Source organism: Halioglobus maricola (assembly GCF_009388985.1).
Classification (GTDB): Bacteria; Pseudomonadota; Gammaproteobacteria; order Pseudomonadales; family Halieaceae; genus Halioglobus; species Halioglobus maricola.
In genome coordinates, this window is the sequence record NZ_CP036422.1 from 3,538,465 (window position 1) to 3,563,675 (window position 25,211).

At 54.0% G+C, this 25,211-nt stretch carries 32 protein-coding genes and 1 pseudogene; 7 read left to right on the forward strand and 26 right to left on the reverse strand.

Annotated elements, in window-relative coordinates; translation table 11 throughout:
• Window positions 1-13: 13 nt before the first annotated feature.
• From EY643_RS16130 to EY643_RS16150, 5 genes are read right to left on the reverse strand one after another with little or no spacing between them, the layout of a single operon-like run.
• Entirely contained in the window at window positions 14-574 is a 561-nt protein-coding gene (locus EY643_RS16130; protein WP_153240189.1) for an MOSC domain-containing protein, read from the reverse strand.
• A gap of 4 nt (window positions 575-578) precedes the next feature.
• Window positions 579-833 (reverse strand): YidH family protein, encoded by a 255-nt coding sequence (locus EY643_RS16135; protein WP_153240190.1) that lies wholly within the window; start codon window positions 831-833, stop codon window positions 579-581.
• Between the two features lie 55 nt (window positions 834-888).
• Window positions 889-1,647: a class I SAM-dependent methyltransferase gene (locus EY643_RS16140; protein WP_153240191.1), complete on the reverse strand. Its 759-nt coding sequence runs from the start codon at window positions 1,645-1,647 to the stop codon at window positions 889-891.
• Between the two features lie 17 nt (window positions 1,648-1,664).
• The gene (locus EY643_RS16145) at window positions 1,665-1,910 is read right to left on the reverse strand and encodes a DUF2164 domain-containing protein (protein WP_153240192.1); all 246 of its coding nucleotides are present in this window, start codon (window positions 1,908-1,910) and stop codon (window positions 1,665-1,667) included.
• A gap of 48 nt (window positions 1,911-1,958) precedes the next feature.
• The gene (locus tag EY643_RS16150; protein ID WP_153240193.1) at window positions 1,959-2,546 is read right to left on the reverse strand and encodes a hypothetical protein; all 588 of its coding nucleotides are present in this window, start codon (window positions 2,544-2,546) and stop codon (window positions 1,959-1,961) included.
• Window positions 2,547-2,692: 146 nt separating this feature from the next.
• Between EY643_RS16150 and EY643_RS16155 the strand changes: the two genes are divergently transcribed.
• Window positions 2,693-5,059 carry a TonB-dependent receptor gene (locus tag EY643_RS16155; RefSeq protein WP_170287429.1) on the forward strand — a complete coding sequence of 789 codons (2,367 nt, stop codon included), beginning with the start codon at window positions 2,693-2,695 and terminating at the stop codon, window positions 5,057-5,059.
• Between the two features lie 14 nt (window positions 5,060-5,073).
• Here the strand turns inward: EY643_RS16155 and EY643_RS16160 are convergent, their stop codons facing one another.
• The 17 genes from EY643_RS16160 to EY643_RS16235 all read right to left on the reverse strand — a co-directional run bounded on the left by EY643_RS16160 (window position 5,074) and on the right by EY643_RS16235 (window position 14,847).
• Entirely contained in the window at window positions 5,074-5,445 is a 372-nt protein-coding gene (locus tag EY643_RS16160; protein ID WP_153240195.1) for a DUF3224 domain-containing protein, read from the reverse strand.
• 31 nt (window positions 5,446-5,476) lie between these two features.
• Window positions 5,477-6,358 carry a CPBP family intramembrane glutamic endopeptidase gene (locus EY643_RS16165; protein ID WP_153240196.1) on the reverse strand — a complete coding sequence of 294 codons (882 nt, stop codon included), beginning with the start codon at window positions 6,356-6,358 and terminating at the stop codon, window positions 5,477-5,479.
• Window positions 6,355-6,597 (reverse strand): hypothetical protein, encoded by a 243-nt coding sequence (locus EY643_RS16170; RefSeq protein WP_153240197.1) that lies wholly within the window; start codon window positions 6,595-6,597, stop codon window positions 6,355-6,357. The genes EY643_RS16165 and EY643_RS16170 overlap by 4 nt, the downstream gene beginning before the upstream one ends.
• A gap of 55 nt (window positions 6,598-6,652) precedes the next feature.
• Window positions 6,653-7,756, reverse strand: a complete 1,104-nt coding sequence (locus EY643_RS16175; protein WP_153240198.1) for a hypothetical protein — start codon at window positions 7,754-7,756, stop codon at window positions 6,653-6,655.
• A 24-nt stretch (window positions 7,757-7,780) separates the two neighbouring features.
• Entirely contained in the window at window positions 7,781-8,194 is a 414-nt protein-coding gene (locus tag EY643_RS19940) for a GFA family protein (RefSeq protein WP_476729740.1), read from the reverse strand.
• 38 nt (window positions 8,195-8,232) lie between these two features.
• Window positions 8,233-8,454 (reverse strand): putative quinol monooxygenase, encoded by a 222-nt coding sequence (locus EY643_RS16180; protein WP_240732916.1) that lies wholly within the window; start codon window positions 8,452-8,454, stop codon window positions 8,233-8,235.
• Window positions 8,455-8,598: 144 nt separating this feature from the next.
• Complete coding sequence (locus EY643_RS16185) at window positions 8,599-9,075, reverse strand: lipocalin family protein (protein ID WP_240732738.1); 477 nt, start codon at window positions 9,073-9,075, stop codon at window positions 8,599-8,601.
• A 63-nt stretch (window positions 9,076-9,138) separates the two neighbouring features.
• Entirely contained in the window at window positions 9,139-9,420 is a 282-nt protein-coding gene (locus tag EY643_RS16190; protein ID WP_153240201.1) for a DUF427 domain-containing protein, read from the reverse strand.
• A 39-nt stretch (window positions 9,421-9,459) separates the two neighbouring features.
• Window positions 9,460-10,287 carry an alpha/beta fold hydrolase gene (locus tag EY643_RS16195; RefSeq protein WP_153240202.1) on the reverse strand — a complete coding sequence of 276 codons (828 nt, stop codon included), beginning with the start codon at window positions 10,285-10,287 and terminating at the stop codon, window positions 9,460-9,462.
• A gap of 73 nt (window positions 10,288-10,360) precedes the next feature.
• A complete protein-coding gene (locus EY643_RS16200; RefSeq protein ID WP_153240203.1) occupies window positions 10,361-10,702 on the reverse strand; it encodes a Fis family transcriptional regulator in 342 nt (113 codons plus the stop codon).
• Between the two features lie 413 nt (window positions 10,703-11,115).
• Window positions 11,116-11,448 (reverse strand): hypothetical protein, encoded by a 333-nt coding sequence (locus EY643_RS16205; protein WP_240732739.1) that lies wholly within the window; start codon window positions 11,446-11,448, stop codon window positions 11,116-11,118.
• A gap of 255 nt (window positions 11,449-11,703) precedes the next feature.
• The gene (locus EY643_RS16210) at window positions 11,704-11,919 is read right to left on the reverse strand and encodes a TIGR02450 family Trp-rich protein (RefSeq protein ID WP_153240205.1); all 216 of its coding nucleotides are present in this window, start codon (window positions 11,917-11,919) and stop codon (window positions 11,704-11,706) included.
• A gap of 101 nt (window positions 11,920-12,020) precedes the next feature.
• Window positions 12,021-12,485 (reverse strand): GFA family protein, encoded by a 465-nt coding sequence (locus EY643_RS16215; protein WP_153240206.1) that lies wholly within the window; start codon window positions 12,483-12,485, stop codon window positions 12,021-12,023.
• Between the two features lie 114 nt (window positions 12,486-12,599).
• Window positions 12,600-13,016, reverse strand: coding sequence for a PaaI family thioesterase (locus EY643_RS16220; RefSeq protein WP_153240207.1), 417 nt, complete (start codon window positions 13,014-13,016; stop codon window positions 12,600-12,602).
• 58 nt (window positions 13,017-13,074) lie between these two features.
• The gene (locus tag EY643_RS16225; protein WP_153240208.1) at window positions 13,075-13,548 is read right to left on the reverse strand and encodes a DUF1330 domain-containing protein; all 474 of its coding nucleotides are present in this window, start codon (window positions 13,546-13,548) and stop codon (window positions 13,075-13,077) included.
• Window positions 13,549-13,939: 391 nt separating this feature from the next.
• Entirely contained in the window at window positions 13,940-14,284 is a 345-nt protein-coding gene (locus EY643_RS16230; RefSeq protein ID WP_153240209.1) for a hypothetical protein, read from the reverse strand.
• Window positions 14,285-14,382: 98 nt separating this feature from the next.
• Window positions 14,383-14,847, reverse strand: a complete 465-nt coding sequence (locus EY643_RS16235) for a nuclear transport factor 2 family protein (RefSeq protein ID WP_153240210.1) — start codon at window positions 14,845-14,847, stop codon at window positions 14,383-14,385.
• A gap of 193 nt (window positions 14,848-15,040) precedes the next feature.
• Here EY643_RS16235 and EY643_RS19915 point away from each other — a divergent pair.
• The 3 genes and pseudogenes from EY643_RS19915 to EY643_RS16250 form a co-directional block, all read left to right on the forward strand.
• A pseudogene (locus EY643_RS19915) lies at window positions 15,041-15,301 on the forward strand (site-specific integrase); the annotation flags it as partial.
• A 27-nt stretch (window positions 15,302-15,328) separates the two neighbouring features.
• Window positions 15,329-15,451 carry a hypothetical protein gene (locus EY643_RS19870; RefSeq protein WP_276612654.1) on the forward strand — a complete coding sequence of 41 codons (123 nt, stop codon included), beginning with the start codon at window positions 15,329-15,331 and terminating at the stop codon, window positions 15,449-15,451.
• A 33-nt stretch (window positions 15,452-15,484) separates the two neighbouring features.
• A complete protein-coding gene (locus EY643_RS16250) occupies window positions 15,485-18,571 on the forward strand; it encodes an error-prone DNA polymerase (RefSeq protein WP_153240212.1) in 3,087 nt (1,028 codons plus the stop codon).
• Window positions 18,572-18,637: 66 nt separating this feature from the next.
• Here the strand turns inward: EY643_RS16250 and EY643_RS16255 are convergent, their stop codons facing one another.
• Window positions 18,638-19,003: a VOC family protein gene (locus EY643_RS16255; RefSeq protein WP_153240213.1), complete on the reverse strand. Its 366-nt coding sequence runs from the start codon at window positions 19,001-19,003 to the stop codon at window positions 18,638-18,640.
• A 108-nt stretch (window positions 19,004-19,111) separates the two neighbouring features.
• Here EY643_RS16255 and EY643_RS16260 point away from each other — a divergent pair, with 108 nt between their 5' ends.
• The gene (locus EY643_RS16260; RefSeq protein WP_170287431.1) at window positions 19,112-19,684 is read left to right on the forward strand and encodes a helix-turn-helix domain-containing protein; all 573 of its coding nucleotides are present in this window, start codon (window positions 19,112-19,114) and stop codon (window positions 19,682-19,684) included.
• A 9-nt stretch (window positions 19,685-19,693) separates the two neighbouring features.
• Here EY643_RS16260 and EY643_RS16265 read toward each other — a convergent pair whose 3' ends face one another.
• Together EY643_RS16265 and EY643_RS16270 are read right to left on the reverse strand one after the other, a co-directional pair.
• Window positions 19,694-20,665, reverse strand: a complete 972-nt coding sequence (locus EY643_RS16265; RefSeq protein ID WP_170287432.1) for a CE1 family esterase — start codon at window positions 20,663-20,665, stop codon at window positions 19,694-19,696.
• Window positions 20,666-20,693: 28 nt separating this feature from the next.
• Window positions 20,694-21,914, reverse strand: coding sequence for an argininosuccinate synthase (locus tag EY643_RS16270; RefSeq protein ID WP_240732740.1), 1,221 nt, complete (start codon window positions 21,912-21,914; stop codon window positions 20,694-20,696).
• A 169-nt stretch (window positions 21,915-22,083) separates the two neighbouring features.
• Here EY643_RS16270 and pyrC point away from each other — a divergent pair, with 169 nt between their 5' ends.
• Window positions 22,084-23,118 (forward strand): dihydroorotase, encoded by a 1,035-nt coding sequence (pyrC, locus tag EY643_RS16275; protein ID WP_153240217.1) that lies wholly within the window; start codon window positions 22,084-22,086, stop codon window positions 23,116-23,118.
• Window positions 23,119-23,122: 4 nt separating this feature from the next.
• Window positions 23,123-23,755 (forward strand): ribonuclease T, encoded by a 633-nt coding sequence (gene rnt, locus EY643_RS16280; RefSeq protein WP_153240218.1) that lies wholly within the window; start codon window positions 23,123-23,125, stop codon window positions 23,753-23,755.
• Between the two features lie 31 nt (window positions 23,756-23,786).
• On the opposite strand, the gene EY643_RS16285 is transcribed toward rnt, so the two are convergent.
• Window positions 23,787-25,094: an energy transducer TonB gene (locus EY643_RS16285; protein WP_153240219.1), complete on the reverse strand. Its 1,308-nt coding sequence runs from the start codon at window positions 25,092-25,094 to the stop codon at window positions 23,787-23,789.
• Window positions 25,095-25,211: the final 117 nt, after the last annotated feature.

A 25,211-nucleotide genomic window follows, 5' to 3' on the forward strand; every position in this document is an offset into this window, starting at 1 on the left:
GCTTTGCACCCGGCTATATCTTCGCAACAGTGTCGCTCACTTTCACGAGGCCGGGCGTCACTACTTTCGCATTGATACCACGGAGATTGAGCGCCTTACCCTCGTCCGAATTAACAAACATAACAGCGTCGCGGCCATAGCGTTGCTTGAACTTGGCACAGCCCAGGTGCGGTTCAGCGGTAACCTCTATCACAGCCTGCCCGATTGCCAACTGGGTACCAGGCGGCAAGTTTTCATCACTGAGGTCCAGGTCGACGTAGAACTGGTCACCCGCCAGGGGCCAGCGCGTAGCATCGGGTTCAATAGCGGCGATGACACGAACATTCATCAGGTTTAGCTGCATCTCCCGGTTGGCCGGTTTACCGTGCTCGTCTTCATCCCCGCGCGCCTGCCAGTTATCACCAAGCAATCCCGCCTCCACACTCAGCTCACAGGCAGCAAGATTGCGGCGCTCGTTCACCGCTGGACGACACACAATCATCTCGACAACACCCTTTTCACGCGGGCTGTCCTTGATACCCGCAAGGCTTGCCTGCAGCTGTTCGGCTGTCTGAAACTCGGATTCAGCGTCCATCTGATTACTCCTCTGGCTCATCCTGATTCAAATATGACCGCACGGAATAGAACCGGTAAACACCGACTACCAGTACAACCGCTCCAAACACCAACAACAGCCATGCCATAGCGACATGAGTGTGCTGGCTGGAGAAAAATTGGAACAGCACCGCTGCGGCAGCTATGAGCGAAAGACCCGTTCGCACATAGGCCAGAAGCGTACGCTCATTGGCCAGCCGGGTCCGCTCAAGCGCCAGGCTGTCACGTATCGAATCCATTGCTTTCACTTCCTTTCACAAGGTCAGGCAACAAGCCTAGCATCTCTGCCAGGGTTCACATATCGACGCGCCCGGATTTTCTGATTCTGCCTGAAATAATACGATAGCCTGCATCCAGGTCTGTCTGATTCATCAATTCCCGATTACGTTTTAGCCACCTTCCGGAATCGAGATCATCACGCAACCGCCGAAAGCGATCGGATGATCCATCGACATTCGCAAACGAGGATATCGACTGCCTCACCTGAGAATCGAGATACGCCGCCGGGCGCTTCCAGTAAGCCGCAAGGAAGCCGTCGATGCAGTCCTCTGGAATAAGCACTGGCTCACTCTGAACATCATCAAAAAAAGAAGCGAACAATTGCGAGCCTGGAAAAACCTTGGCGTCTGATGCATAGAATTCAGGAAAGTAGTCTCGGGTGAGCCAGAAAGCCCCTGCATCGGGCAGCCAGGTCAACGCCACAAATGCGTCAGTGGCTACGCGGGCAATCTCGGCAAAAGCAGCCTCACGGTCCCGCCAGTGGTGCATCGAGAGCACAGTCATTACATGCGTGAAGCTGTTGTCAGCGAAGGGCAATGCTTCCGCTACACCCTGGACCACCACAGGCGCAGTGTCCGTGCGCTGGGCGATCATTTCTGCGGAGGGTTCCAGTGCCACCAGCGGCAGGTGGTCAGGCTCATACGATCCTGCACCTGCGCCTATATTCAATACCGAAGTAGCGGCTGTCAGGTGGCTGTAGATCTGCGCGGCAATACGAGAGTCTGTCGCCCTTCGATCAGAGTACCCAATACCAATCCTGTCGTAGATTTCCATAACGTCACTGCTAACGCTTAGTCGACAGCTTGCTCCAACTCCTGCACCAAATAACCTATTTCTTCTGACTTCTCTGTAAACAGCGCGTGAGCGTCATGCAGACCGCTGTTATAGAACGACGGACCAATTTCCTGCGCAAAAAAATCGATCAGAAACTCAGCTTCAAAATTGCCGATTTCCTGCCCGAGCTCGTCATCGAAATAGCGCTTTATCTTGGCCACAATTCTGTCTTTTTCGTCTTGGGAAAACTTAATTTCACGCATTCGTTAACTCAACCTTGTTGTCAGGCTCCGCACCCACGCATCCAGCTGCTATTGAGGGATACTAATATCGAGAGTACTAAGCAGTTCGTAATAAGCGACCACGGTGAGAATACCCAAGCCAAGAACCAACAACAGGCGGTAGTTGAAACCATGCCTATGGTGCTTCTCCCGCTGCTGATGGCTGGTCACATCCATCATTTCATCACCAAAATAAATGGATAAAAAAGTACCCGCCGCGCTAATCAGCAAGATCGCCCAGTAAGGATATATCTGCGTCAATATTTGGTGTAGGAGTTGAGTGAGGAATGTTAGCTCATACGTTTCTGGAGATTCGTAGAGCATGTATAGATTCACGGCTACAGCAACAAACCAGACAACACCCTGGGTAATCGCCATTTTCACACCAAACAGGAGGCGTATGGGAAATGCGACGATAAAACCACCGTCCGCCACCGGTGTGCACAGTACAAAAAAACTCCAAGCGAGTACCGCGAGACCGAACCCCGTAGAAGCATCATACTTCCAGCTCATGTAGCCAAAGTAGGAAACGAGAATCGCAGCCAGCGCCAGAAACTTCAGCAGGGTTTCCTTATGAGTGGCGTGCTTCTGGTTGAACGCTATGGGGGTGTTGCTCATTCTTGCCCTACTCCTGATGATCTGGCACGAGACAAAGCCTAGCACGAGTGATGCATGGCATGCTCAGCACACAAAGTTCGCGCAAGGTAGCCTCGCCACCCAGACTTCTGGCACCATGAGTCATCCCAATAATAATGAGCATTTTCATGAGCCTGAGCACACCGTCCGTCAGCATGCGAGCAAAACCACTGGCCTGCATCGTGGCAGCCCTTCACGCCTTCACTGCCCCTTCCACCCTGGCCCAGCAAGCGACTCTTGAAGAAGTCATTGTGACCGCGCAGAAGCGCGAGCAGAATATGATGGATGTACCGGTGGCTCTCACGGCCGTCTCCACCAGGGACCTGCAGGTTTACGGTGTTCGAGACACCGCCGACCTGACCAAGCTCAGCCCTTCGCTAACCTACGACCAGACTACGCTGGCGCAGAACTCGGGCTTCCGAATTCGCGGCATCGGCACCGTGGTGTACTCAGTGAGTGCCGAGAGTGCCGTGGCGGTGGTGATCGACGATGTCGCGACATCCCAGGCCGGCCAGGCCCTGGCTGACCTCACCGATATCGAGCGTGTCGAAATCCTGCGCGGCCCTCAGTCAACGCTATTCGGCCGCAATGCCTCCGCTGGGGTGATTAACGTGGTTACCCGGGGGCCTACCAGTGAATTTGAGGCAAATGCTGAGCTGACCTTCACCGACGACAATCAGGAGAAGATCAGCGCCTCGATCTCCGGCCCCATCAGCAACGCGCTCGCCTACAGGCTGAGCGGCTATCACGATGAAATCGATGGCTGGGTGAACAACCTGCATGACGGCGACGAACTCGACGGATCCAGGCGCTGGGGCGTTAACGGCCGTCTGGACTGGGATCTTAGCGACACTTTCAGCTTGGACTTTCAGGCCAAGTACGACGACAGCTACAGCGAATGCTGCTCCCCTGCGTTCACCTACATCGAAGATGTTGAGCAGGCAAAAGTGCTCACGGTGGTTCCACTGACCGAGGCAGCGCCTGAGATCATCCCCTACGTCGACGATGAATCTACTACCGTCGTCATTGACGACCGGCCGGAGGCGGACTCAGAAAATCTACAACTTTCTATGAAGGCGAGTTGGGACATACAGGACCACAGCCTGCTCTCTATCACCGCCTACAACAACTGGGATCACAGTGAGTTTAATGAACTCGATACCACAGCCTATCCGGTCATGAGCTATCCCTTTGGCAACGGCACCCTGGGCGACCCCCTCGGCACGGGAATCGAACCCTACAACCCCGCGGTAAATGGCGGCGTCGTACAACTGAACCTACTGGACGTAGACTCCGTCTCGCAGGAATTCCGCTTGCTGTCTCCCGATGCTGCCTGGGGGAACTACATTGCCGGGCTCTACTACTCCAATATGGATGCAGACCGCCAGTTCGATCGCTGGGCACCCGGTCTGGGCGTGGCTGCGGGCCTGGACGCCCACAACCTGTCAAACAATGTCGTATCGTCGCTATCTGCTTTCGGCCAGGTCACCTGGAATATCGGCGAGCGTTCCAGGCTAACGCTAGGCGGCCGCTATCAGTACGAGGAAATCGAGTTTGACCTGACCAATGTCGATTTCTATGGGGGCGGCCCCGACACGGATGTTTCCTACGAGGATGACGACAACATTGCCCTGGGCAGTGTTGCCTACCAGTACGATGTGTCTGAAGACGGAATGCTCTTTTTCCGCTACGCACAGGGCCACAAGGGCCAGTTCTTCGATGCCGCGGCGTCCACTGCGTTCACCGGCGAACTTGAACCCGTGGAGAAGGAATCCTCAGATGCATTCGAGCTCGGTTACAAGGCTGAGCTTTTCGATAACACCATGCGCCTCGAGCTGGTGGGCTTCTACACACTCTACGATGATTACCAGGCGCAGCAGACAACAGTCACTGATGCCGGCGCCATCACCTTCTCCACTGAAAACGTGGGAGAACTGGAAACCTATGGTATTGAAATCGACAGCACGACGTTAATTGGCGACAACTTCACACTGCAGTTGGCTGCCGCCTGGGTCGATGCCACGATCAAGGAGTATCCGGACGCAGAGTGCTACTTCGGCCAAACTCTCGAGGAAGGCTGCGTGCCCGGCGACAACGGCATCAGCACCCAGGACCTCGCAGGCGAAGATCTGCAAAACTCCCCGGACTTCAAGTACAACATCGCCGGCACTTATGTCTGGCCCGCCAACAATAAACTGCCCGGCGATGTATTCGCCAATCTCTCCTACAGCTGGACGGACAAGGTCAATCACGACTTACAACTTGCGCCCTGGATGGAGGCGGACAGCTACGGCGTGCTCAACCTGTCACTGGGAATGGATGTCGAGGGCGACATCAACTACGCGGTCACCCTGTTCGCCAACAACCTGTTGGACGACAATTACGACAGCGGCCTACTGGACAGCTCGCAGGCCGCGTCGGTGGAGGCCACCAGCCGCTTTGTCCCACGGGATTATGAGCGTTACTTCGGCGTGAGATTGAAGGTGGGGCTGTAGACCACTGGGGCTGCTCACACTATGTAATCAAATACATAGCGGTGCTCGCCGCCTTCCTGAATAATTGTCATATGGCCTCCAATACCTTCAAGGTCACCGCGCCCGGATCCCGCGACAACGGTTACTTCAAGCGATTGACCAGCGCTGGACATCCGGCCGACATGAAACAAGCTAAAGCCCCCCGTCTTGCCATCGAGGGCGCCGTCAAACTCTTCAACGGCTGAATATACTGACTCCCCCGCCTCAGTGCGCTTGCTAATCATTTGGCCCAACGCAGTGCCCACCAGACCACCCGAATACACTTTGCGCATGCTCATCCTGCCAGCCGGCGCCGCCACATCCTGCTGCGGTTCCAGCGTTACTTCAAATTTTCCCTCTGTTGCCATTGTGCACTCCTATCGACTAATAGAATCTCATTTATACGCTTTCCAAATTGGGGCCCTTTGGGCCCCGAAACTCGCGGCACCCCAAGCTGCCGTAGTAGAGAGCCAGCACCATCAGGATAGCAGGAACGGCAATTCCAAACTCACCCAGAAACCATGCCGAGCCAGCATATTCAGATGTCATTGGACCGAAAAATTTCTGCAAGAAAACATTGTGACTCATGTGCAAGACGACGGCCGGCCAAAGACTACCCGTCTTGAACCTGAAGTAGGTGATTACGACAGACATGCACATAATACATAGCGTGAAGCACGCCAACTGATAGAAAATTGGCGTGGCGTCCGAGGCACCGTACAACCCCATAAATATTAACGGCCAGTGCCATATGGCCCAGAGCAAACCCGAGACCAGCGATACGCCGGCAAAAGACATCAGCCTGGACAACTCAGGCACAAGCAAGCCTCGCCAGCCAATTTCTTCACCCAGAACGGAAGGCAATAGTAGAAGAAAGCTGACTGTCGCAGTGAGCAGAAAGCGCAACAAGATAACCGCCGTATCAGACCAGGCGGTCAGGTTGTAGTCTTCCTTCAACGCGCTGACGAAATCGACTTCGTACCAGCCACCTATTCCAAACACCCAGATGAAACCATACGCCAGCGCCGAGTAGCACAACGGCAGGAGATAACTCTGCCACTGTATCCTCCAACTCCCCCAGTGCCAGCCCAGGGTGCGCAGATCTTTCCGGACCACAAGACAAGTAACGATGGCAGCGAGCCCCACTGATAGCATCAATGGTGTCGCGCTGCCCAGGCGAAAGATCAGCCATACCCCTGCAGCATACAAGATTGCCGTCAACACCAGGAAGACAGTGATGACTCGAACAGGGCTTTGAGACGCTCTAATACTAACGCTCACCTACCAAAAGCCTTTCGCCGAACAATGAGCTTGCTTCCATATCTCATGGACGCAAAGCCAATAGCACAAAACAGCAACAATGCGCCCAGGAACGTCAGCAGCTCGCCACCGGCCTCATTGCCATCTGTGCCGATGAATCCTTTGAAGGCGACAAGAGCAAAACTCCCCCAGACCAGAACGCCCCAAGCAATACAAAGACAACCTGCAAGCTGTAACATATATCCAATTATACGAGACATATCCCCATCACCTTATGTACCAACACCATTGTGCGAAACGCACCCTGAAACCATGTTAAGGCCTCCCCATTGGCGGAATAGATTTAGGCAAACCCACCTCATCAACCCGCGCGCGAATCAGGGCCATAGCCTCTGGATTGTCACCGTAAGCATCTTCAAACCGTTGCATGTCTCGATCAAAATCAGTGCTCAGGTTCATACAGGTGTTGAACAGCGCGATATCGCGGCGCAACCTGTCATCAGGAATCGTCACCGTGTCACACATGACGGTTCGCGCATACCAGCTGTCCACCCAGACATGCAGTCCGGTAGGATTCTCAGTCGCGATTCTAGCCACCTTCATATGAGTGGTCTCTCTGCCCTCGAAGCAGTCATACAAACCTTCATAAATGCTCCGAGATTTATCTTCTTCGTAACTACATACGGTCGCAATGGTATTGCTGCTATCTATCTCGCCATACTTGCCCCACTTGAGAAGCTGCATACTGTTTGTAAAAACAATCGCTTCATGCTCAGTGTTGGCATTCATCCAGGGGACGCCGAGTGAGCTTTTCTCGCGCAGCCAACCCAGCAGCAACTCTTCGTCATATTCTGCTGAGGTGAAGATGAACTGGGTTTCCTGGCCACGGTTGTCTCCAGGCGCCACCCCACCAATCGAAAATTCAGGGCCAGACACTTTATTGGCCACATGCTGAGCCGCTAACACAGCGAGGGGCGCGAGAACCGCGATCGTGACATTTGTTCTATCGAATCGCGCTCCTTTGATCATTGCATAAATCCAAACCCAGAACGCATCGCAAATAGTGAACAGAAAGAGCATGTTGCTCTCAAAGCGAATGGGAGACCCGGCGGGTTGGTAATCGGTAGTCAGCCAATTGTAGAAGCGCTCGAAATCGAGATGCAGCGTGAGCATGACAACAAACAGGGCGAAGGCACCATAAGCAATAGCGTGCTTTATGCCCTCTTCTCCAGTGTTAATGGCTTTAAACGCCAAAAAACTCAGTACCAGCCCTGGAATGTGAAAAGCGCCGCCGGCAACAGGGAGCGGAATCAGGTATTCGGCAAACGCACTACCCGTGCCCCAGATTCCTGACCAGCCGAGCATGCCGGCGATAACTGCCGGCGTAATCCAGATCAATAACAAAAACAGATAGTGCATAAGAAGAATTACCCGCCGACTCGTTCAGCCTTTTATTACAACCGGATGACACCAATTTTGGCGCCAGCGCTCGCATTTTTGCTCGGCCGTTTGATCGCTGAAATTGCGCTTCACTGCGACCGAAAAACCAAACTTGTTATCGAGATGATTTGCGTTCAGAGCGCCAAATAGCGCGCCATCAATTTCGGATGTGACAAAAACCATCTGGTCACAGTTAGCACACTCGTGAAATACCGCACTGTTACTCCCGTGCCGAACTTTCGTATGTAGATTTTCGTTGCGAATGGTGACCTCGAAACTCGTTCCCGACTTCGCGACGTACGCAGCTCTTTTCGATAAGCAGTAGTCGCATTGGCAAGCCCTGGGCACTAGACTCAAATCAATGGTATGCCACTTGATTTCAATATTTTTGCAATTGCAGCCACCGCTAACACTCATTTAAGTTACTCATAGCCAGTTCCAGGTTGCGACCAATGCTAGCTGCCCTCACTAATATCGTAATGCCTCTCAGCGTTAGCAGTAATGCTACCCCACAGCGATCCTTCAACACGGCTTTGGTGTGCCTCAAAGGCAGACCTGTTGGAAAACTTTTCATACACCCGAAATATTCGCGCATCGCCAGAATCTTGTGTAACTTCGAAAGCCTTGCAACCGCTTTCTTGCAACGTTAGCGCAATATGCATGGGCAACTCTGCCACGACGGCCGCCAGATCCTCTTCTGGAACCAGGATATATCCCTGTAGCGTTATCTCACTCAAACCTGACTCTCAACGGACAAATAGCCGGCCCGGGTAAGCTGTCGATCTCGATTGCTTCTCTAACTGTCTCATACGACAACGGCGCTACTCTTGATTGACGAAAATCAATTCGTCGGTTTTATATCCGGCATCTCCAACTCTATTGAGAAATCTCTCCTTAATTTGCTCGCTAACTGTAGGTGTCCTGGAAAGAAGCCAAAGAGTGTTTTCGCCTCCAGTGATAAAGGCATATCGATAGTTCTCTTTATCTAACTCGAAGATCACATAGGATCCGTAGAATGGCCCGAAAAACGACACTTTCAGATGCCCGACACTTTCATCTCCCGCAAATTTTGCCTTCCCTACAGCATCTTCCCATTCGTTACTGCTCGTTGAAAAACCTCGATTCTCAACACGCACAGTACCATCATCATTTATCAGGTAAGTGGCCGTGACTTTCTCAAGGCCTCTTTCAAAGCGATGGTCTAGCCTGGCAACCTCATACCACTTACCGGAGTACTTTTCTAAATCAAAGCCAGATACAGGCTCGATTCCTTCAGGAATACCCCCACAGGCAGACAAGAGAAAGAGTAACGCTATAAGGCCTATGCTTTTAATGGGAACTCCTTGATATCATCACCAATGTCAGAGGACTACTTGCACACCACGCCAGAATGCAATCATGCCCTTGATATGCGCTGCCTTCTCCTTCGTTTCAGGATAGTACCAGGCAGCCTCCCTGTTCACTTCACCATCCACTTCCAGGTCGTAATAGCTTGCTTCACCTTTCCAGGGACAAACAGATTTAGCAGCACTATCTTTGAAATATTCGCGAACAATCGAACTTGCCGGGAAATAATGGTTTGATTCAACGATCACTGTGTCGTCGCTTTCCGCCAGGACCTTGCCATTCCATATAGCTTTCATTCACTGCTACCTCTCTTTCTGGATACAACACTCGTTCTATCATTGAATAAATGCCATCACCTCAGCTTCAAACTGCCCCGGATCTTGCATGCTCATCGCGTGACCGACACCCGGCAAAACCACTCTCCTGGCATCTTCAATTTTTTCTTGCAAAAGTACAGCCTCGGCCAGGTAGTGCGTGTCGTTTTCGCCTACCAGAATCAATGTAGGGCACGTTATGGCATCAAGCTTGTGCACCAAACTTGGTCGATCAATAGTGACTCGAAAACAGCCTTTGAATCCTTGCTCCGTCGCTCTTACCCGGGCCTGTGCAATGCGATCGCGAAATTCTTCCTGTTCCATCAGCCCTTCGAACAACGCGCCCGAAAAATAGAAGTCGTAGGTTTCTCCGATCCCTTTTCTGTCCAACATATCTTCGACTAATCTTGCTCGCTCTATAATCGGCTGGGGCAACCGAGAGGCCATCGCTGACGCCAGAATCAGACGACTCACCCGGCCTGGAGAACGGATAGAAAATGACAGGGCCGGAATAGCGCCCATAGAAAACCCCAGCACAATGGCGCTCTCAACACCAAGCTCGTCCAGCACTGCTGTCAGGTCATCGCCAAATTTCTCAACTGTGTATGGACTCCCGGGGCCCTCCTCAAAAGCCGGATGATCAGATGCGCCCGAACCCCGCTGATCAAACGTGATAAACGTATTAGCTTGAGAAAACCGATCTCGATGGCTGTCATACATCGTGTGATCGCTTCCCATGGCATGACAACAGACCAGTGCCGGGCCGCGACCGGAAACCTGGTAGGCAATGCGGACCCCATCAGGCGTTCTTGCAAATCCTTGCCTGACATTTACGCTGTAGATACTCATATTCAGAACCCGAGACTTGGGGCGGAGCACTGCTCACATCTTCCCGAAGTGAAACGCTCTTGCTGGAACGTGATCATCTGAACCGCGCTTTCCAATTGCCATCATTCTCGATATCACAGTCTTCTTCGGTGTCAAAGCTTACTTGCCGCCCTATGTCTTTGATCTGAACACCCAAGGCTCTAAGCTTTTCACCAATCAATGATCTTATAAATTCATCGTGGTGGTTCACTAGTGCCAATGATAAATCGCTTTGTTTGTCGAACACACAAACAACCGACAATGAATCAGGGAAGGCATTGTAGTTCACAAAATGCGTTAACCACTTGAATCCTTCAACGTCTTTAAGGGCGACATCACAAACCTCAGTAAGCGCCTCTCTGATACCGTTTTCAATTTTTCTGTCCGTTTTACGCATTAACTATGGAGCCTACTGTTGCTCATATGTATTTCAGAAAAATCGCAAAGCCAAGCTGAAATTCTGATACCGCCCATCCTGGATGAACGGCTGTCGGTTTAAACTGAACTACCAATACATAGCCTAATTGCCCCGTAACAGGCATAGACTTCCCCCCTCGTGATGTCCGCCTCTGGCGCTCCATACTCTGGGCCATCCTGTTGATACTGGGCCTGCTCATTGAAATGGAATAGATTCAATGCGCCTACTGGCTCGTCAGCAGGCATTGATTGCAATTTCGCTATCTGTTCTTCTGTGGGTACCGGTGCAGACATAGAAATCTCCACATTGTTTGTACCAGTGATAACGCAAACACCCACCGAGGCGCAGCCGTTTGCGCGCCCGGCCCCATAGGGACGAACTACCAGTGCTTGTTATGTGCAGACTTCATTGCCCGTAAACACCGTTTTCTTGCCCGAAAACCGCTCGAGCAGGCCCTGGTGTGCTGAACGCGAAAATGTGTCATTACGGCTTTCGTATTGCGATATCCATTCTATAAGCATAGGCAAATTCTCGTCTTGCGCCTTCTTTGATTCATACTTATGCGATTCCCAAGGCCGTCTCTTTGCGTTTGCGATGCAGGCCTCTATAGGTAGATCCATATAGACTAATTCTGCGGCCTCAGATAGAACGAACTCTATCAGATCAGAGTAACAACCTTCGATTACCCAATTTGAATTGGATGCGACAAAGCCATCGATTTCCATTCGAGACTCTGCGAGTGATCTTCGTTCTGGCGGCGAAACAGGCTTCCACGCAACAGTATCCAGATCAAAGTGCGCCAATTTTTCTGATCTACAGAGATTCTTAGCGAGAGTCGATTTCCCAGAAGAGGAATTTCCAAAAATGACTATTTTCGTCAACTTGAGAACCTCTGGTGCACATAACGCTTCAAGCAGGGACGCCGATTACTGCGCCCCCTTGGCATCGACTTGTTAGGTGCAAGATCCAATTTCTCGGGTCTATTTCCAACCATGCAGCCACCTACTATCATCTTCCAGCTCATGCCAGTCTATTCGAATAGATCGCTTTGACATCACTGCTTCAATGGAACACAGAACGACAACGTCCTCTTCGTCGAATTCAACTTCAGATACTATGAAGTGCTTTTCTTTCTTGGTCGGTTCTATGGCCGTCCATTTGCTATTGAGTAGCTTCTTCGGATTGATTCTATTCATTAGACACGTAACGCCTCAAACAGCGGTGAGCCAGCTTGCTGGCGATTCGATGCTTTGACTTGTTGAATGTGGTTTGTCGGTTTGAAGCCGACCTCATTGGTCTAAAGCCTGCCTAACTTTGCTAAATCTTCTTTAATGGCTTCCAAGGATTCTCCTTGATTCTCATACTGGAACTCTTTTAGAGGTGCTGCCTGAATCCACTCTGGCATATCACGCGTCCAAACTGCCATTTCAGGCGCATCGAATTCCGGGTCAAAAAAGCATCCAACAGCTATTTGGATAACATCTACGTCGAAAAGCGCTAACCCCATAGGCGGCTCGACAAATAACGTAGTACCACAATTCGGGCAAAAGCCAGATCGTAAGTTGTTACCACTAAGTGCGGCTCGTTCAAATATCTTGTATTTTCCTGAGAGTTGCACTTCGCTTGCTTTGTACCAGACTTGGAAGCTTGAAGGTGTACCCGTACGCCGCTGACAATCTACACAAGAACACTGAACATGCATCAAGTATCCGTCTGGGCAAGAGGCTGTTAACTGACCGCATTGGCAGGATGCCTTTTTCATCTAGATCTCCGATATATTCGCAGGATAGACATTTAGCGCCGCAAGCACCGACGGCAAAACCGCGCAGCGGTTTTGACCTCCGAGTGCCTTACCTTGTTATGCAGCACCCATATCTTAGAAAGCAAACTCTAATGAAGCATGTGCCACCAATTTTTCGGAGGATACGTACGTCACTTTGGTTTCCAAGAATGCCGTAGTCTTGCCGAACCGTAAAACCTGCGCCTCCACCCGTAGATTGTCTGAAAGTGCGGGGCGTAAGAAGTGAGTGTGCTGATAAACGGTGCCTTTTGACAAGCGATCGGTTGTTGCCACCGCTATTGATGCCACGGTGTCGATGGCAGACATAATGATTTGGCCACAAATTGCGCCGTTAGAGAACTGCAACTTCTCGTTCTGGGGAAGTATTGCAACGGCTTGACCATGAGATACGTTAATATCTTGAAGCCCCATTTCTTTAACCCAGGGAGCAAATAACCAGTCATAGAACTCTAGTACATTTTCATTTGTTACAGGCAGTGCCACTTCACTCACTCGGAACCTCCTCGTGAAGCGCCTTCGTTGCCTTGACTTGTTATGTGTCGAAGGACATTCATCCGATAGGCTCTGTTATCAGGGGTCTTGTTACCAACACTTCAGTTGCCTCTAGACCAGATTCTCGATGAACCAGAGCCGCCTGATACTCTGGATCCATGAGCATGTCGGTGAATGCTTCAATATTTCGATACTCCATTGTTGCGATTCGATGCCAATCTCTGGAATCTCCTACTACTTTTTTCTCAATGTTGTTCAGGGTTATAAGGCGTCCACCCCTTTTGGTAACTTGCGACAACGCTACCGCTCCGTACTTATCATATGCGTCGGCACCGCTTAGTTGATGACTAGCCAGCTCATGGTCGGAGGGATAATCAGCAACCTCCTTAAAAACTAGCAGATTCACAAAATGAAAGGGGCCCTGCAGATTACCGCTCAACAGGTTACGAATTTGCTCCGCGCTAGGATCGATAGTGCCATGAGAAAGCTCAATTAGCTCGGTAATCAGGCTCTCGGTTTCCACTTCATTCATTTACTCTCTCCAAATTGCCTTCAAGCATGTACGTGGAACAGCACATAACTCTTCAGGCTGAGGCCGCTGTAAGCGGTCCTTAGCCCTGACTTGTTATGTGGCCCGATCGGTACATTCATGATCGAACCTTAGGACGAACCAGAAAAGCGAAAGGTATAGAGAATGGACCAAACACTTGGCCGATAACTGCCCAAAGTGGACCATTACCTTGCCGGTTGGTTGCCACCTTCCAGGCAATTCCTCCGCAGACAATCCAGAACAGAACAAATACGTATGGAGTGATCATAGAATTACGTCCTGACTTTGAATGAGGGCCACATAACGCCGCTGGCACAGGCGAAGGACGCAGTGCTGAGTCCAGCCCGCTTGCGGGCGATTGTGCCCCGCCTTGTTATGTTTCTTTACCTCTGGCCTCATAGTAGGAAATACTCATCTTTGAAATTTTCGACCATACCCATAGTGAGAACGCGCAAGGCAGCCAGAGCATAGCGGTAAAGAATGCTCCAAAAGCGACTATGAGTGGGTAAGACACTAACACAAACTTTGCTAGAGAAATCTGCTGTGCCACTGCATCTTCACCTTTTCCCTGATTGTAGTTCACCACAAAATCGCCGCTAAACAGATGAAAAAGAATGACAACTGTATCGATCAGAATCCAAGGAAAAACGGATGTGATCAACATGATCTTTAGTAGAGTGATCGATGACAGGCGCTCGATTCTAATCGTTTTCTTCATAGTCCAGGAAACATAACGCCTTTAGCAGTCGCTGTTTTGGAGCGGCGAAGCCGCGGAAAAACTGTCCAGCCACGAAGTGGCGTCGCTGGCTAAACTTGTTATATTTTTTGCTGGGTAAAAACGACATTTTCAGACACGGCGTTAGGCTCTAACCTTGTGGAATGCATTTGTAAAATTAGCCACATACCATTCACTTTCTTGATAACCGCACTTTCCAGCCAAATCACATCTTCGCTGCTCTTCTTGTTGTCAAAGTTTGCTTTATTCCAGTAATTAACTAGAGCAATATCATTCATTGTTTCGATGTTGATAATGCTGAAAAAATTTGTTCTGGCGTATTCAGACGGGGAAACAACACTAATTAGATCTTCAATAGTCCATACCTCACCATCCTCCAACAGAACAAAGGATTCCGTAACAGTGGCCCTCATATCCTGGTGCTTCACATTCGATATAGCTGCGAACAATTTGTCAATCGGCTCGAATACTTCAACCTCCGTGCTCGCTTGACTATTGATTGAAACGACAAACTGTAAAAGTAGCGTAAGAAAAATCCTATACATAGACATATCCCTGATCGAAATATAACAGCTACTTCTGTGGGCTTTGGCTGTGCGCGTGTATTGGTGTGATCGGGGCATTCACTTGCTCCTTACCTGGGAAAATCCATTTAAACCATCGCGTTGGGGAAGATGGTGTTGCGCTAAAAGCTTACACAATGAAAAGGGCATTGTGCACTGACTAATTTTTCGCCCTTTGTTCAGGGAAAGCAGGCGTAGAAAATCCAACAGTATCAACAGTCTGGCGCTGGATTGTCAGGCATACGCGATCATCTCCCATGAACAACGGCCAACGCATTGTAGCCGGGGTTATGCCTACCCTACCGAGCGCACCTATCTGCACTGGATCAGGCGCTACATCCACTTTCACAACAAGCGCCACCCGACAAAAATGGGGAAGGCGGACATCTAGGCATTTCTCAATCACCTGGCGGCACATGCGCGCGTCTCGCCCGCTACCCAGCGCACCGCGTTCAATGCCCTGATGTACCTGTACACCAAGTTACTGGGGCACGAGGATGTGACCACCACCCAGATCTATACCCATGCTGTGGGGCGCGGTGCTCTCGGGGTAGTCAGCCGGCGGATAGCTGAACGTCAGGATTGACGAATCTCTTAATACTGTATAAATATACAGTATATGTCAATCTACGCCGAACTCCACTGCCTGTCCTGTTACAGCTTCCTGCGCGGCGCCTCCCATCCCCATGAACTGGTGGAGCGGGCGGCGCAGCTGGGCTACAGGGCGATAGCCGTTACCGATGAATGCTCGCTCGCAGGTATAGTGAAGGCTCACGTGGCGGCAAAAGAGGCGGGCATCCAACTGATTGTAGGCAGCGAATTCCGGCTGGAAGAAGGCTTCCGGCTGGTGGCGCTGGCACCAAGCCGGGCGGCCTACTCTGAACTCTCCGGGCTGATCAGCACCGCCCGCCGGCGCAGCCCCAAGGGGGAATACCAGGCCTCTCTGCGCGATGTGATCTTTCATCTCAAGCGCTGCCTGCTGATCTGGCTGCCGGAAGAAGACAGCGAACAGAGCCGGGCCTGGGGCAAGCAACTGGCGCGGCTGTGCAAAGAGCGGGTGTGGCTGGGTATCAGCCATCTGCTGGGCAACAACGAGGTGGGCCGCCAGCAACAGCTGCTGGCTATGGCCCGGGCGCTGAACATACCCCCTGTGGCCTGCGGCGATGTGCGTATGCACGCGGCAGCACGCAAGCCACTGCACGATGTCTTCACCGCACTGCATCACAACACCAGTATCGCCCAGTTAGGCATGCGCCGTCTGGGCAACAGCCAACAGCACCTGCGCTCAATGAAAAAAATCGCCCGGCTATACCACCCGCAACTGCTTGCGGAGACTGTTGCCATCGCCCGCCGCTGTCAGTTCACCCTGGAGGAGCTGCGCTACGAGTACCCGGAGGAAGTGGTGCCTGAGGGCCACAGTGCCAACAGCCACCTGCGTGCACTGGTCGCCGAGGGTAGTAAACGCCGCTGGCCCGCGGGCGTACCGGCTAAAGTCCAACAGCGTATCGAGCGGGAGCTGGCGCTGATTGAGGAGCTTGAGTACGAATACTACTTCCTCACGGTTTACGACATCGTCGACTTCGCCCGCACCAGGGGCATCCTGTGCCAGGGCCGGGGCTCTGCCGCCAACTCGGTGGTCTGTTACTGCCTGGGCATCACCGAGATATCACCGGAACAGATCTCACTGCTGTTTGAGCGCTTCATTTCCAAGGAGCGGGACGAGCCGCCAGACATCGATGTGGACTTCGAGCACGAGCGTCGCGAAGAGGTCATCCAATATATCTACCGTAAGTACAGCCGCAAGCGTGCAGCGCTGGCCGCCACTCTCATCACTTACCGCGCCCGCAGTGCCGTGCGCGATGTGGGCAAGGCACTGGGACTGGACCCAGCCTTCGTCGACGATCTGGCCCGCTCCATGGCCTGGTGGGACCGCACCGGGGATCTCAAACAGCGCTTCGAGGAACAGGGCGTGGCTGGCCACAATCACCAGGCGGAGCTGTTCTATTCGCTGGTCCAACAAATTCTCGGCTTCCCGCGCCACTTGTCGCAACACGTGGGCGGCTTTGTGATTACCCGCAGTCCCATCTCCACACTGGTGCCCGTGGAAAACGCGAGCATGGCCGAGCGCACGGTAATTCAGTGGGACAAACAAGATATCGAGGCGCTGGGGCTGCTCAAGGTAGATGTACTGGCCCTGGGCATGCTTTCAGCTATTCGTAAAAGCTTGCAAATGCTGCACCGCTACAACCCCGCCATCAAAACCGTGAGCGATATACCCAAGGAAGACAAAGCCACGTATCAGATGCTGCAGCAAGCCGACACCGTGGGCGTGTTCCAGATCGAATCCCGCGCCCAGATGTCGATGCTACCCCGACTCAAGCCGGCCTGCTTTTACGACCTGGTGATCGAGATCGCCATCGTCCGGCCAGGACCTATCCAGGGCGACATGGTACACCCCTATCTGCGGCGCAAGCAGGGGCTGGAGCCTGTCACCTACCCCTCAGAGGCGATCAAAGAAGTCCTTGAGAGCACTCTGGGGGTGCCCATCTTTCAGGAACAGGTCATCAAATTGGCCATGGTGGCAGCGGGCTTCTCCGGCGGTGAGGCGGATCAACTGCGTCGGGCCATTGCCAACTGGGGCCGCGATAGCAGGCTCGGAGAATTTGAACAGAAGCTGACCAAGGGCATGATCGAGCGCGGCTACGATGCAGACTTCGCCCGCCGGCTGTTCAACCAGATCAAGGGCTTTGCCGGTTACGGCTTTCCCGAATCCCACTCCGCCAGCTTCGCCCTGCTGGCCTATGTCTCGTCCTGGCTGAAACGCCACCACCCGGCGGCGTTTTTCGCCGGCCTGCTCAACAGCCAGCCCATGGGTTTCTACTCACCTTCACAGCTGGTACAAGACGCCCGTCGCCACGGCGTGGCCATGCTCCCCATCGACGTCAACCAGAGCCTGTGGGACCACGAACTGCTGGATGACCCGACGCACCCCGTGCGCCTGGGCCTACGACTGGTCAAAGGCCTCAGCCGCGAGGGCGCACAGCGCCTGGTAGAGGCTCGCCAGCAAGCGCCTTTTCGCCAGGTCAGCGACCTGCGCCGCAGGGCACAGCTGAATAAACGCGATATGGAAGCCCTGGCGGACGCCGACGCTCTTAACAGCTTGAGCGGCCATCGTCACCAGAGTCAGTGGCAGATCATGGCACTGGAGGAGAGCCGCCCGTTGCTGCGCGACGAGGAATACCAGAGCGGCCGCTACTTCAATGACGAGGTGCTACTCCCAGCACCCGCAGTGGCCGAAGAAGTATTATCAGACTATCGCGCCACCGGCCTCACCTTGCGCGCCCACCCTATGAGCTTGCTGCGCGAGCGCGCGCCTTTCAATCGCTGCAAGCGTCACAGCGATCTTGCGACATTGGGCAATAAACGTTTTGTGCGGATTGCCGGCCTGGTCACCTGTCGCCAGCGCCCGGGGAGTGCCTCGGGTGTATTGTTTCTCACCCTGGAAGATGAAACCGGCAACAGCAATATCGTGGTGTGGCAGCGCACTCAGGAGCACTTTCGTCAGGCACTGATGTCCGGGCAGCTGCTACTGGTCACCGGCATATTGGAAACAGTGGACAGCGTGATTCACGTGATCGCTGGCAAACTGGAAGACTACACCCATGAACTGGAGAGCCTGCGGTTAAAATCCCGCAACTTTCACTAAGCCTGTACAAAAAGGGCCGGCAGAATTGCCGGCCCGCAGCATCAGCTTCTGGCACATACAAAGCACCTAGTACTCAATCAGCTCGATCTCATTGCCGTCCGGGTCGAAGAAATACAATCTGCTCCCTGGCTCATATTCCTCCACCTCGGTGGGCTCTACCCCCAGATCACCGAGCAGAGTGCGAAAGTGATCCAGACTATCTACCTCAAAGCCCAGGTGGTTAAAGCCCACTTTTTCATAGCCTGCCGGAGCGCGCCCTTCAGAGTCGGCTTCAAAGAGTGACAGGTAAGTGTCCTCAACGCCCACGTGGGCAGCCCGATTGCCAGCACTGGTGGTACCCTGCCAGCGAATGTGGGCCCCAAACAGCTTCTGGTAGAAGGCCACACTGGCATTCACATTGGTTACGGTAATATTGGCATGTTCAATTCGCATGATACTTACTCCTGTGTTGTGTCAGCGACAGTTGAAGCATATCCTTGCTGGGCATTATTTTGTCTTTTTGGCTGATATATTGCCAACATGCTAATAGAGGAGCCGCCCGTGAGTGAACTCGAGAACGTATCAGCCTACCTGGCCGACAACATCATCGCCCTGCGTAAGCGCAGCGAACTGAGCCAGGGAAAACTAGCCGAGAAAGCGGGTATTCCCCGCTCGACCCTTACCCATATGGAATCAGGTGCGGGCAACCCCTCACTCACCAATTTGTGCAAGCTGGCTGCCGCCCTGGGGGTAAATATCGAGGAACTGCTGTCGCGCCCGCGCAACGAGTGCAGCCTGCTGAAGGCAGATCAGGTGCCGATACTCAAGCGCAGCGGTGGTAAGGTCCAGGTTCACAAGCTGATGCCAGACAAGGTGCGGGGGATCGAAATCGACCGGATGCAGTTCGTCCCGGGAAGCTCGATGGCGGGCAAGCCCCATCTGCAGGGCACTAAGGAATACCTTGTGACCTTACTCGGTAGCGTCGGTGTCGCAGTGGGCGGGCAGAGCTGGGAGGTCGAGGCCGGTGATGTGCTTGCGTTTCCTGGCGACCAGAAGCACGGCTATCGCAATCTCGGCAAAGGGAATAGCGAAGCACTCAGTATCGTGCTGCCGCTACCCTACCCCGTGCCGTGAATAAGCGGGTCAAATAGAGGAGAAGAACGCCCAGATTAGTTCTGCGCCATCCGCCTGATGGCTGGTGGTACCCAGAATGCGCGGGCCGCTGTATACAGGATGCAAAAACTGGTGCCCCCCGCCGCGCACAGTCATCAGTTCCACAGGTGCTTTGTCCGCCTCATTCCATACCAGGCGCTCAAGGCTAGTGTCATCATCCGGATTACTCTGAGGCAAAGCCTCACGCACTCCAGCGCCGCTATATCCCGCCAGTTCGGCCCAGTAAGTCGCGCTGGCCTCTGCCGATAGCACTAGCGCCCGGCTGGCATCGCCGAACAGCTCCACCGTCCCGCCGCCATAGGGATTGATGCCGTCATCGGTACCATTGAGGATATACATCGGCACAGCCTCGCCACGCTGCTCACAATCCAGATTGTCCGGCACCGGCATATTCGCGACGACTGGCGCTGCGCCTGCAATCAGCTCTGGCGCTTCCATGGCCATGCGATAGGCCATATGGCCACCATTGGAAATGCCGGTGACATACACCCTTGTTTGGTCGATACCATGCCGCTCGGCCAAATCTGCCACCAGTTTCCGCAAGAAGCCAACATCATCAATATTGCGCTGGTTAGCGGCATAGTTGGCGTGCATCCGACAATCGTTCCAGTGCTGTTCAATTCCGTCTGGGTAGGCAACCACGAAACCCTCGCGCGCAGCCAGCACATCGAAGCTGTAGAACGTGCCCGAACGAGCGACAGTACCATCAGACATCGATCCGTGAAGCACGAGTACCAGCGGCGGGTTTTCGCCGGCAGCGTCAGGCACATAGGCCAACCAATTGCGCTCCAGACCCTCGTGCTCGAGCGACCCTCCCTGCACCTGGCCGGGCAATTGCGGCGGTTCAATTTCATCCCAGCGCAAATACCAGGAAGCCGTGAGCGCCAGACCAACGATCACGAGGACCAGAGCGAGCGCCAGATATTTAAAAAACAGTTTCATAGGCTTCCTTCCAACCGGAGCTGCTGTTCTAAAGCAAGTCCCGTCCCTTGTTCGCTGCGATCCGCATACGCAGAGCGTTAAGCTTGATGAAGCCTTCCGCATCTTTCTGGTCGTAAGCGCCGGCATCATCTTCGAAAGTAGCAATACTTTCATCGAACAGGCTGTCAGCAGATTTACGGCCGGCAACGATCACATTGCCTTTGTAGAGCCTGAGCTTAACCGTTCCGTTCACCACGTCCTGCGACTCGTCGATAGCCGCCTGCAGCATCTTGCGCTCCGGGCTCCACCAGTAGCCGTTATAAACCAGCTTGGCGTAACGCGGCATGAGCTCATCTTTCATGTGCGTCACTTCGCGGTCCAGGGTAATCGACTCTATAGCACGGTGCGCCTTGAGCAGAATGGTGCCTCCCGGAGTCTCATAGCAGCCGCGTGACTTCATACCCACGTAGCGGTTCTCGACGATATCGTCGCGGCCAATACCATTGGCACCGCCCACCTTGTTCAGGGTTTCGAGCACTGTGGCTGGGCTCATGGCCTCGCCGTCGATGGCCACCACGTCACCTTTCTCGAAGGTCAGCTCCATATAGGTGACTTCATCGGGGGCGTCTTCAGGGCTCACACTCCAGCGCCACATATCTTCCTCAGGCTCGGCCCAGGGGTCTTCAAGCAAGTCGCCCTCGTAGGAAATGTGCAGCAGGTTGGCATCCATCGAGTAAGGCGATTTTTTCTTGGCGTTGGCGAAATCGACCGGAATATCGCGCTCGGCGCAGTATTGCATCAGAGATTCGCGGGACCCGAGGTCCCATTCACGCCAGGGAGCAATCACTTGAATACCCGGCTTAAGTGCGTAGGCACCCAGCTCGAAACGCACCTGGTCGTTGCCCTTGCCGGTGGCGCCGTGCGAAATCGCTTCGGCCCCGGTTTCGTTGGCGATCTCGATCAGGCGTTTGGCAATCAGCGGCCGGGCAATTGATGTGCCCAGCAGATACTCGCCCTCGTAGACGGTATTGGCGCGAAACATGGGAAAAACGAAGTCGCGCACGAATTCCTCGCGCAGGTCATCGATATAGATTTCCTTGACCCCCATGGCTTCAGCCTTGGCGCGGGCCGGCTCGACCTCTTCGCCCTGGCCGATATCGGCGGTGAAGGTCACGACTTCACAGTTGTAGGTATCCTGCAGCCAGCGCACGATTACCGAGGTATCGAGGCCGCCAGAATAGGCCAGTACGACTTTCTTCACGTCTGACATGTCTTGCTCCATTGAAGATTGCTCAAAAAGGCCGCGTATTCTACTGGAACCGGCGCGGGAATTCATTGCCCTGACGCAAGCGAGCGCCCAGCTATGTTATTGGCGAATAGCGGGGGTGATATTCCTTTTGTGGTAGCATGCGCGTTTTCTCGCTATCTCGGCTGACAACGTGAACGAAATTACCATCACCCGCCCCGACGACTGGCACGTCCACCTGCGAGACGGTGCCGCTCTGGAACAGACCTGCGCTGATATGGCCCGCTATTTCGGCCGCGCCATCGTCATGCCAAACCTGACACCGCCGGTAACCAGTGTGGCCGAGGCCGCGACCTATCGCGACCGGATCCAGCGCGCCATGGCCGGCTTGCCGCGGCAATTCGATCCACTGATGACACTCTATCTGACAGACCAGACCGATGGAGCCGAGATTCAGCTGGCAGCCGCCTCGGATTTCGTCCACGCGGTGAAACTGTACCCCGCCGGCGCCACGACCAATTCCGATGCCGGTGTCGCCGAGTTGGACGGCCTGTTCCCGGTACTCGCTGCCATGGAAGAAGCGGACCTTCCACTACTGATTCACGGCGAAGTCACCGAGAGCGAGATCGATATTTTCGACCGTGAAAAAGTCTTTATCGACCGCCATCTGGCCCCCATCGCCGCGCGTTTCCCAGGCTTGCGCATCGTGCTGGAGCACATCACAACCCGCGACGCCGTGCAGTTTGTGCGCGAGGCAGGCAACAATGTGGCGGCGACGATCACCGCGCATCACCTCATGTTCAACCGCAATGACATGCTGGTGGGTGGCATCCGCCCCCATTACTACTGCCTGCCGATTCTCAAACGCAATATTCACCAGAATGAACTGATTGAGGCCGCCACCTCCGGCAACCCGAAGTTTTTCCTCGGTACTGATTCTGCACCTCACGCCCGCCATCGCAAAGAAACCGACTGCGGCTGCGCTGGGGTGTATACCGCCCACGCGGCCATCGAATTTTACGCGGCGGTGTTTGAGGAGTGCGACGCGCTGGACAAACTGGAGGGGTTCGCAAGCCACTTCGGCCCCGACTTCTATCGCCTGCCGCGCAACAGCGACACGATTACCCTGCGCAAACAGGCATGGCCGGTGCCCGCCGATATCCCACTCGGCGAAGACATCCTCAAACCCCTCTCCGCCGGCGAATCACTCAACTGGCAGGTGGCCTGATAACGTGGATAGTTCCCAACATCGTATCTGTGACCGCTTTCGCGGCTTTCTGCCGGTTGTCATCGACGTGGAAACTGGCGGCTTCAATGCCGGCACAGATGCCATTCTGGAGATAGCTGCCACACTCGTGCGTATGGACGAAGACGGCATGATGGCTGTTCACCGCACCCTGGAATTCAATGTAAAACCCTTCGAGGGCGCCAATATCGAGCAGGCGGCTCTGGATTTCACCGGCATTGACCCTTACCACCCCTTCCGCGAAGCGGTGGATGAGGAGGAAGCCATGGGCGATATTTTCCGTGCCGTGCGCAAGGAGATCAGGGAGCAGGGTTGCAGCCGGGCCATTCTGGTGGGCCACAACGCGCATTTTGACGCCGGGTTTATCAATGCGGCAGTAGAACGCTGCGCCATCAAGCGCAACCCTTTTCATCCGTTCTCCTTCTTCGACACCGCCACACTTTCAGGTCTTGCCTATGGCCAGACCGTACTCGCCAAGGCCTGTGGTGAAGCGGGGATCAGTTTCGACAACAGCGAAGCCCACTCAGCGGCGTATGACGCTGAACGAACCGCTGAATTGTTTTGCGATATTGTCAATCGCTGGAAGGAGTCCGGGGGCTGGCTCCCGGACTTCGGTTAAAACGAAAGGAGGTGGGGTTACCCCCGGCTGCTTACTGCAGCCGGAAGTTAACCGGGATCATCAGCACGTAGTTTGTGCCGTCATCCGAGATGAATTCTTCCTGGGCCACCAGGCTCAGAGGGGGGAATGGAGCGCCTTCTTCCACGGCGGTAACCGCGGCGCGATCCAGCAGACCATGGCCTGAAGACTCCAGCACTTCAACCGAAAGTAGCTTACCCTCGAGGCTGATTTCCGCCAACATCTCAACCTTGCCCTCGAGTTCACGATTCACCGCACGGCGCGGATAACGCACCTCACGGAATACCATGCCAAGTACAGTCGCCAGGTATTCATTCAGTTGACGCTGGTACTCCCGGTCATCCATCTCCGCCAGCGCGTAGGCTGGATCGTCGGTGGCGGGCTGCGCTGGTTCAGGCTGCGCTTGCGCAGGTTCAGGTAAAGGTTCGGGCTCCGGCTCAGGCTGGGGCGCAGCAGCGACCGCAACCGGCTGTGGTTCGGGCTGAGGCTCCGGCTGAGCTGCCGCTGGCGCTGGCGCAGAAACGGGTGATGAGGCAGGTGTAGCTGCAGCAACAGTGGCTGCAGCGGCGGCCGCAGCAGCTGCAGCGGTATCCACTTCAGGCTCGGGCTCGGGTTCAGGCGCTGCCGCCACCACAGGCTCCGGTTCGGGTTCGGGCTCGGGCTCTGGCTCTGGCGCCGCGGCCACCTGCTCGGGTTCTTCAGCACCGTCTGCCCAGCCGGCGACAGTCTCTACCCGGTCATTGAGCGGGATCAGGCTCTCAAAGCGGTTCATCACTGTCTCATCCAGGTTGCCGGAGCTCAATGGCTCGCGCAGCAACGCGGAAGCAGAGGAACCCAGCCAACCCTGCAGAAGGAATCCGAAAGTCTCGCTGCCATCGACATCAAACAGACGTGTACCGTCGAGGTTAAAGACGGTATTACCGTTCTCGGTCAGGCCAATCTCAAACTGGTCGCCCATCAACAATGAACCCTGCATGGTGCTTTTCAGTTCACTTAGAGCGTCGACAACCGCATCGGGAGCCCGCTGACCAGAGCCAAGCTCGGCCTGCAATAGCAAGGTACCGGAGAAACCCCGGGCACTGATTCGACGGGTAGTAATCCGATATTCCATGATCATGGGGCCCTGCAGGGCGCTCATATCGGGAACGGGTTGGCCATCGGAAGTACGCAAGCCCGCCACATAAATGTCGCGAGCGGTATCGGTGTAGATCGCCAGGCCAGCCAGATCCAGGCGACCCTGCGCCTGTGACTGGGCTACGACAGCCACCAGAAGAGTAATAACAGTCAGGTTGCGGATACCTGACCACATGGAATTCAGCATTTCTATGCCCCTAGGTCTTGAATAGTTCTTTTATAGACTGCTTATAAAGGTGCAATACCCTGCAGCGACTCTCAAGTGAAATACTGCAGAATTGTTAATCAAGTCGCGTTTTTTCTA

Excerpts from the sequence above, each read along its gene's own strand:
- EY643_RS16190 (WP_153240201.1), bottom strand. The coding sequence starts at position 9,420 with ATGAAAGCTATATGGAATGGCAAGGTCCTGGCGGAAAGCGACGACACA.
- EY643_RS16265 (WP_170287432.1), bottom strand. The coding sequence starts at position 20,665 with ATGAAACTGTTTTTTAAATATCTGGCGCTCGCTCTGGTCCTCGTGATC.
- EY643_RS16270 (WP_240732740.1), bottom strand. The coding sequence starts at position 21,914 with ATGTCAGACGTGAAGAAAGTCGTACTGGCCTATTCTGGCGGCCTCGAT.
- EY643_RS16170 (WP_153240197.1), bottom strand. The coding sequence starts at position 6,597 with ATGTCTCGTATAATTGGATATATGTTACAGCTTGCAGGTTGTCTTTGT.
- EY643_RS16215 (WP_153240206.1), bottom strand. The coding sequence starts at position 12,485 with ATGAAAAAGGCATCCTGCCAATGCGGTCAGTTAACAGCCTCTTGCCCA.
- EY643_RS16155 (WP_170287429.1), top strand. The coding sequence starts at position 2,693 with ATGAGCCTGAGCACACCGTCCGTCAGCATGCGAGCAAAACCACTGGCC.
- EY643_RS16130 (WP_153240189.1), bottom strand. The coding sequence starts at position 574 with ATGGACGCTGAATCCGAGTTTCAGACAGCCGAACAGCTGCAGGCAAGC.
- EY643_RS16150 (WP_153240193.1), bottom strand. The coding sequence starts at position 2,546 with ATGAGCAACACCCCCATAGCGTTCAACCAGAAGCACGCCACTCATAAG.
- EY643_RS16205 (WP_240732739.1), bottom strand. The coding sequence starts at position 11,448 with ATGGAAATCGATGGCTTTGTCGCATCCAATTCAAATTGGGTAATCGAA.
- EY643_RS16140 (WP_153240191.1), bottom strand. The coding sequence starts at position 1,647 with ATGGAAATCTACGACAGGATTGGTATTGGGTACTCTGATCGAAGGGCG.
- EY643_RS16255 (WP_153240213.1), bottom strand. The coding sequence starts at position 19,003 with ATGCGAATTGAACATGCCAATATTACCGTAACCAATGTGAATGCCAGT.
- EY643_RS16195 (WP_153240202.1), bottom strand. The coding sequence starts at position 10,287 with ATGAGTATCTACAGCGTAAATGTCAGGCAAGGATTTGCAAGAACGCCT.
- EY643_RS16230 (WP_153240209.1), bottom strand. The coding sequence starts at position 14,284 with ATGAAGAAAACGATTAGAATCGAGCGCCTGTCATCGATCACTCTACTA.
- EY643_RS16145 (WP_153240192.1), bottom strand. The coding sequence starts at position 1,910 with ATGCGTGAAATTAAGTTTTCCCAAGACGAAAAAGACAGAATTGTGGCC.
- EY643_RS16210 (WP_153240205.1), bottom strand. The coding sequence starts at position 11,919 with ATGAATAGAATCAATCCGAAGAAGCTACTCAATAGCAAATGGACGGCC.
- EY643_RS16200 (WP_153240203.1), bottom strand. The coding sequence starts at position 10,702 with ATGCGTAAAACGGACAGAAAAATTGAAAACGGTATCAGAGAGGCGCTT.
- EY643_RS16250 (WP_153240212.1), top strand. The coding sequence starts at position 15,485 with ATGTCAATCTACGCCGAACTCCACTGCCTGTCCTGTTACAGCTTCCTG.
- EY643_RS19940 (WP_476729740.1), bottom strand. The coding sequence starts at position 8,194 with ATGAGTGTTAGCGGTGGCTGCAATTGCAAAAATATTGAAATCAAGTGG.
- EY643_RS16235 (WP_153240210.1), bottom strand. The coding sequence starts at position 14,847 with ATGTATAGGATTTTTCTTACGCTACTTTTACAGTTTGTCGTTTCAATC.
- EY643_RS16285 (WP_153240219.1), bottom strand. The coding sequence starts at position 25,094 with ATGCTGAATTCCATGTGGTCAGGTATCCGCAACCTGACTGTTATTACT.
- EY643_RS16135 (WP_153240190.1), bottom strand. The coding sequence starts at position 833 with ATGGATTCGATACGTGACAGCCTGGCGCTTGAGCGGACCCGGCTGGCC.
- EY643_RS16175 (WP_153240198.1), bottom strand. The coding sequence starts at position 7,756 with ATGCACTATCTGTTTTTGTTATTGATCTGGATTACGCCGGCAGTTATC.
- EY643_RS19870 (WP_276612654.1), top strand. The coding sequence starts at position 15,329 with ATGTACCTGTACACCAAGTTACTGGGGCACGAGGATGTGACCACCACC.
- EY643_RS16225 (WP_153240208.1), bottom strand. The coding sequence starts at position 13,548 with ATGAATGAAGTGGAAACCGAGAGCCTGATTACCGAGCTAATTGAGCTT.
- EY643_RS16160 (WP_153240195.1), bottom strand. The coding sequence starts at position 5,445 with ATGGCAACAGAGGGAAAATTTGAAGTAACGCTGGAACCGCAGCAGGAT.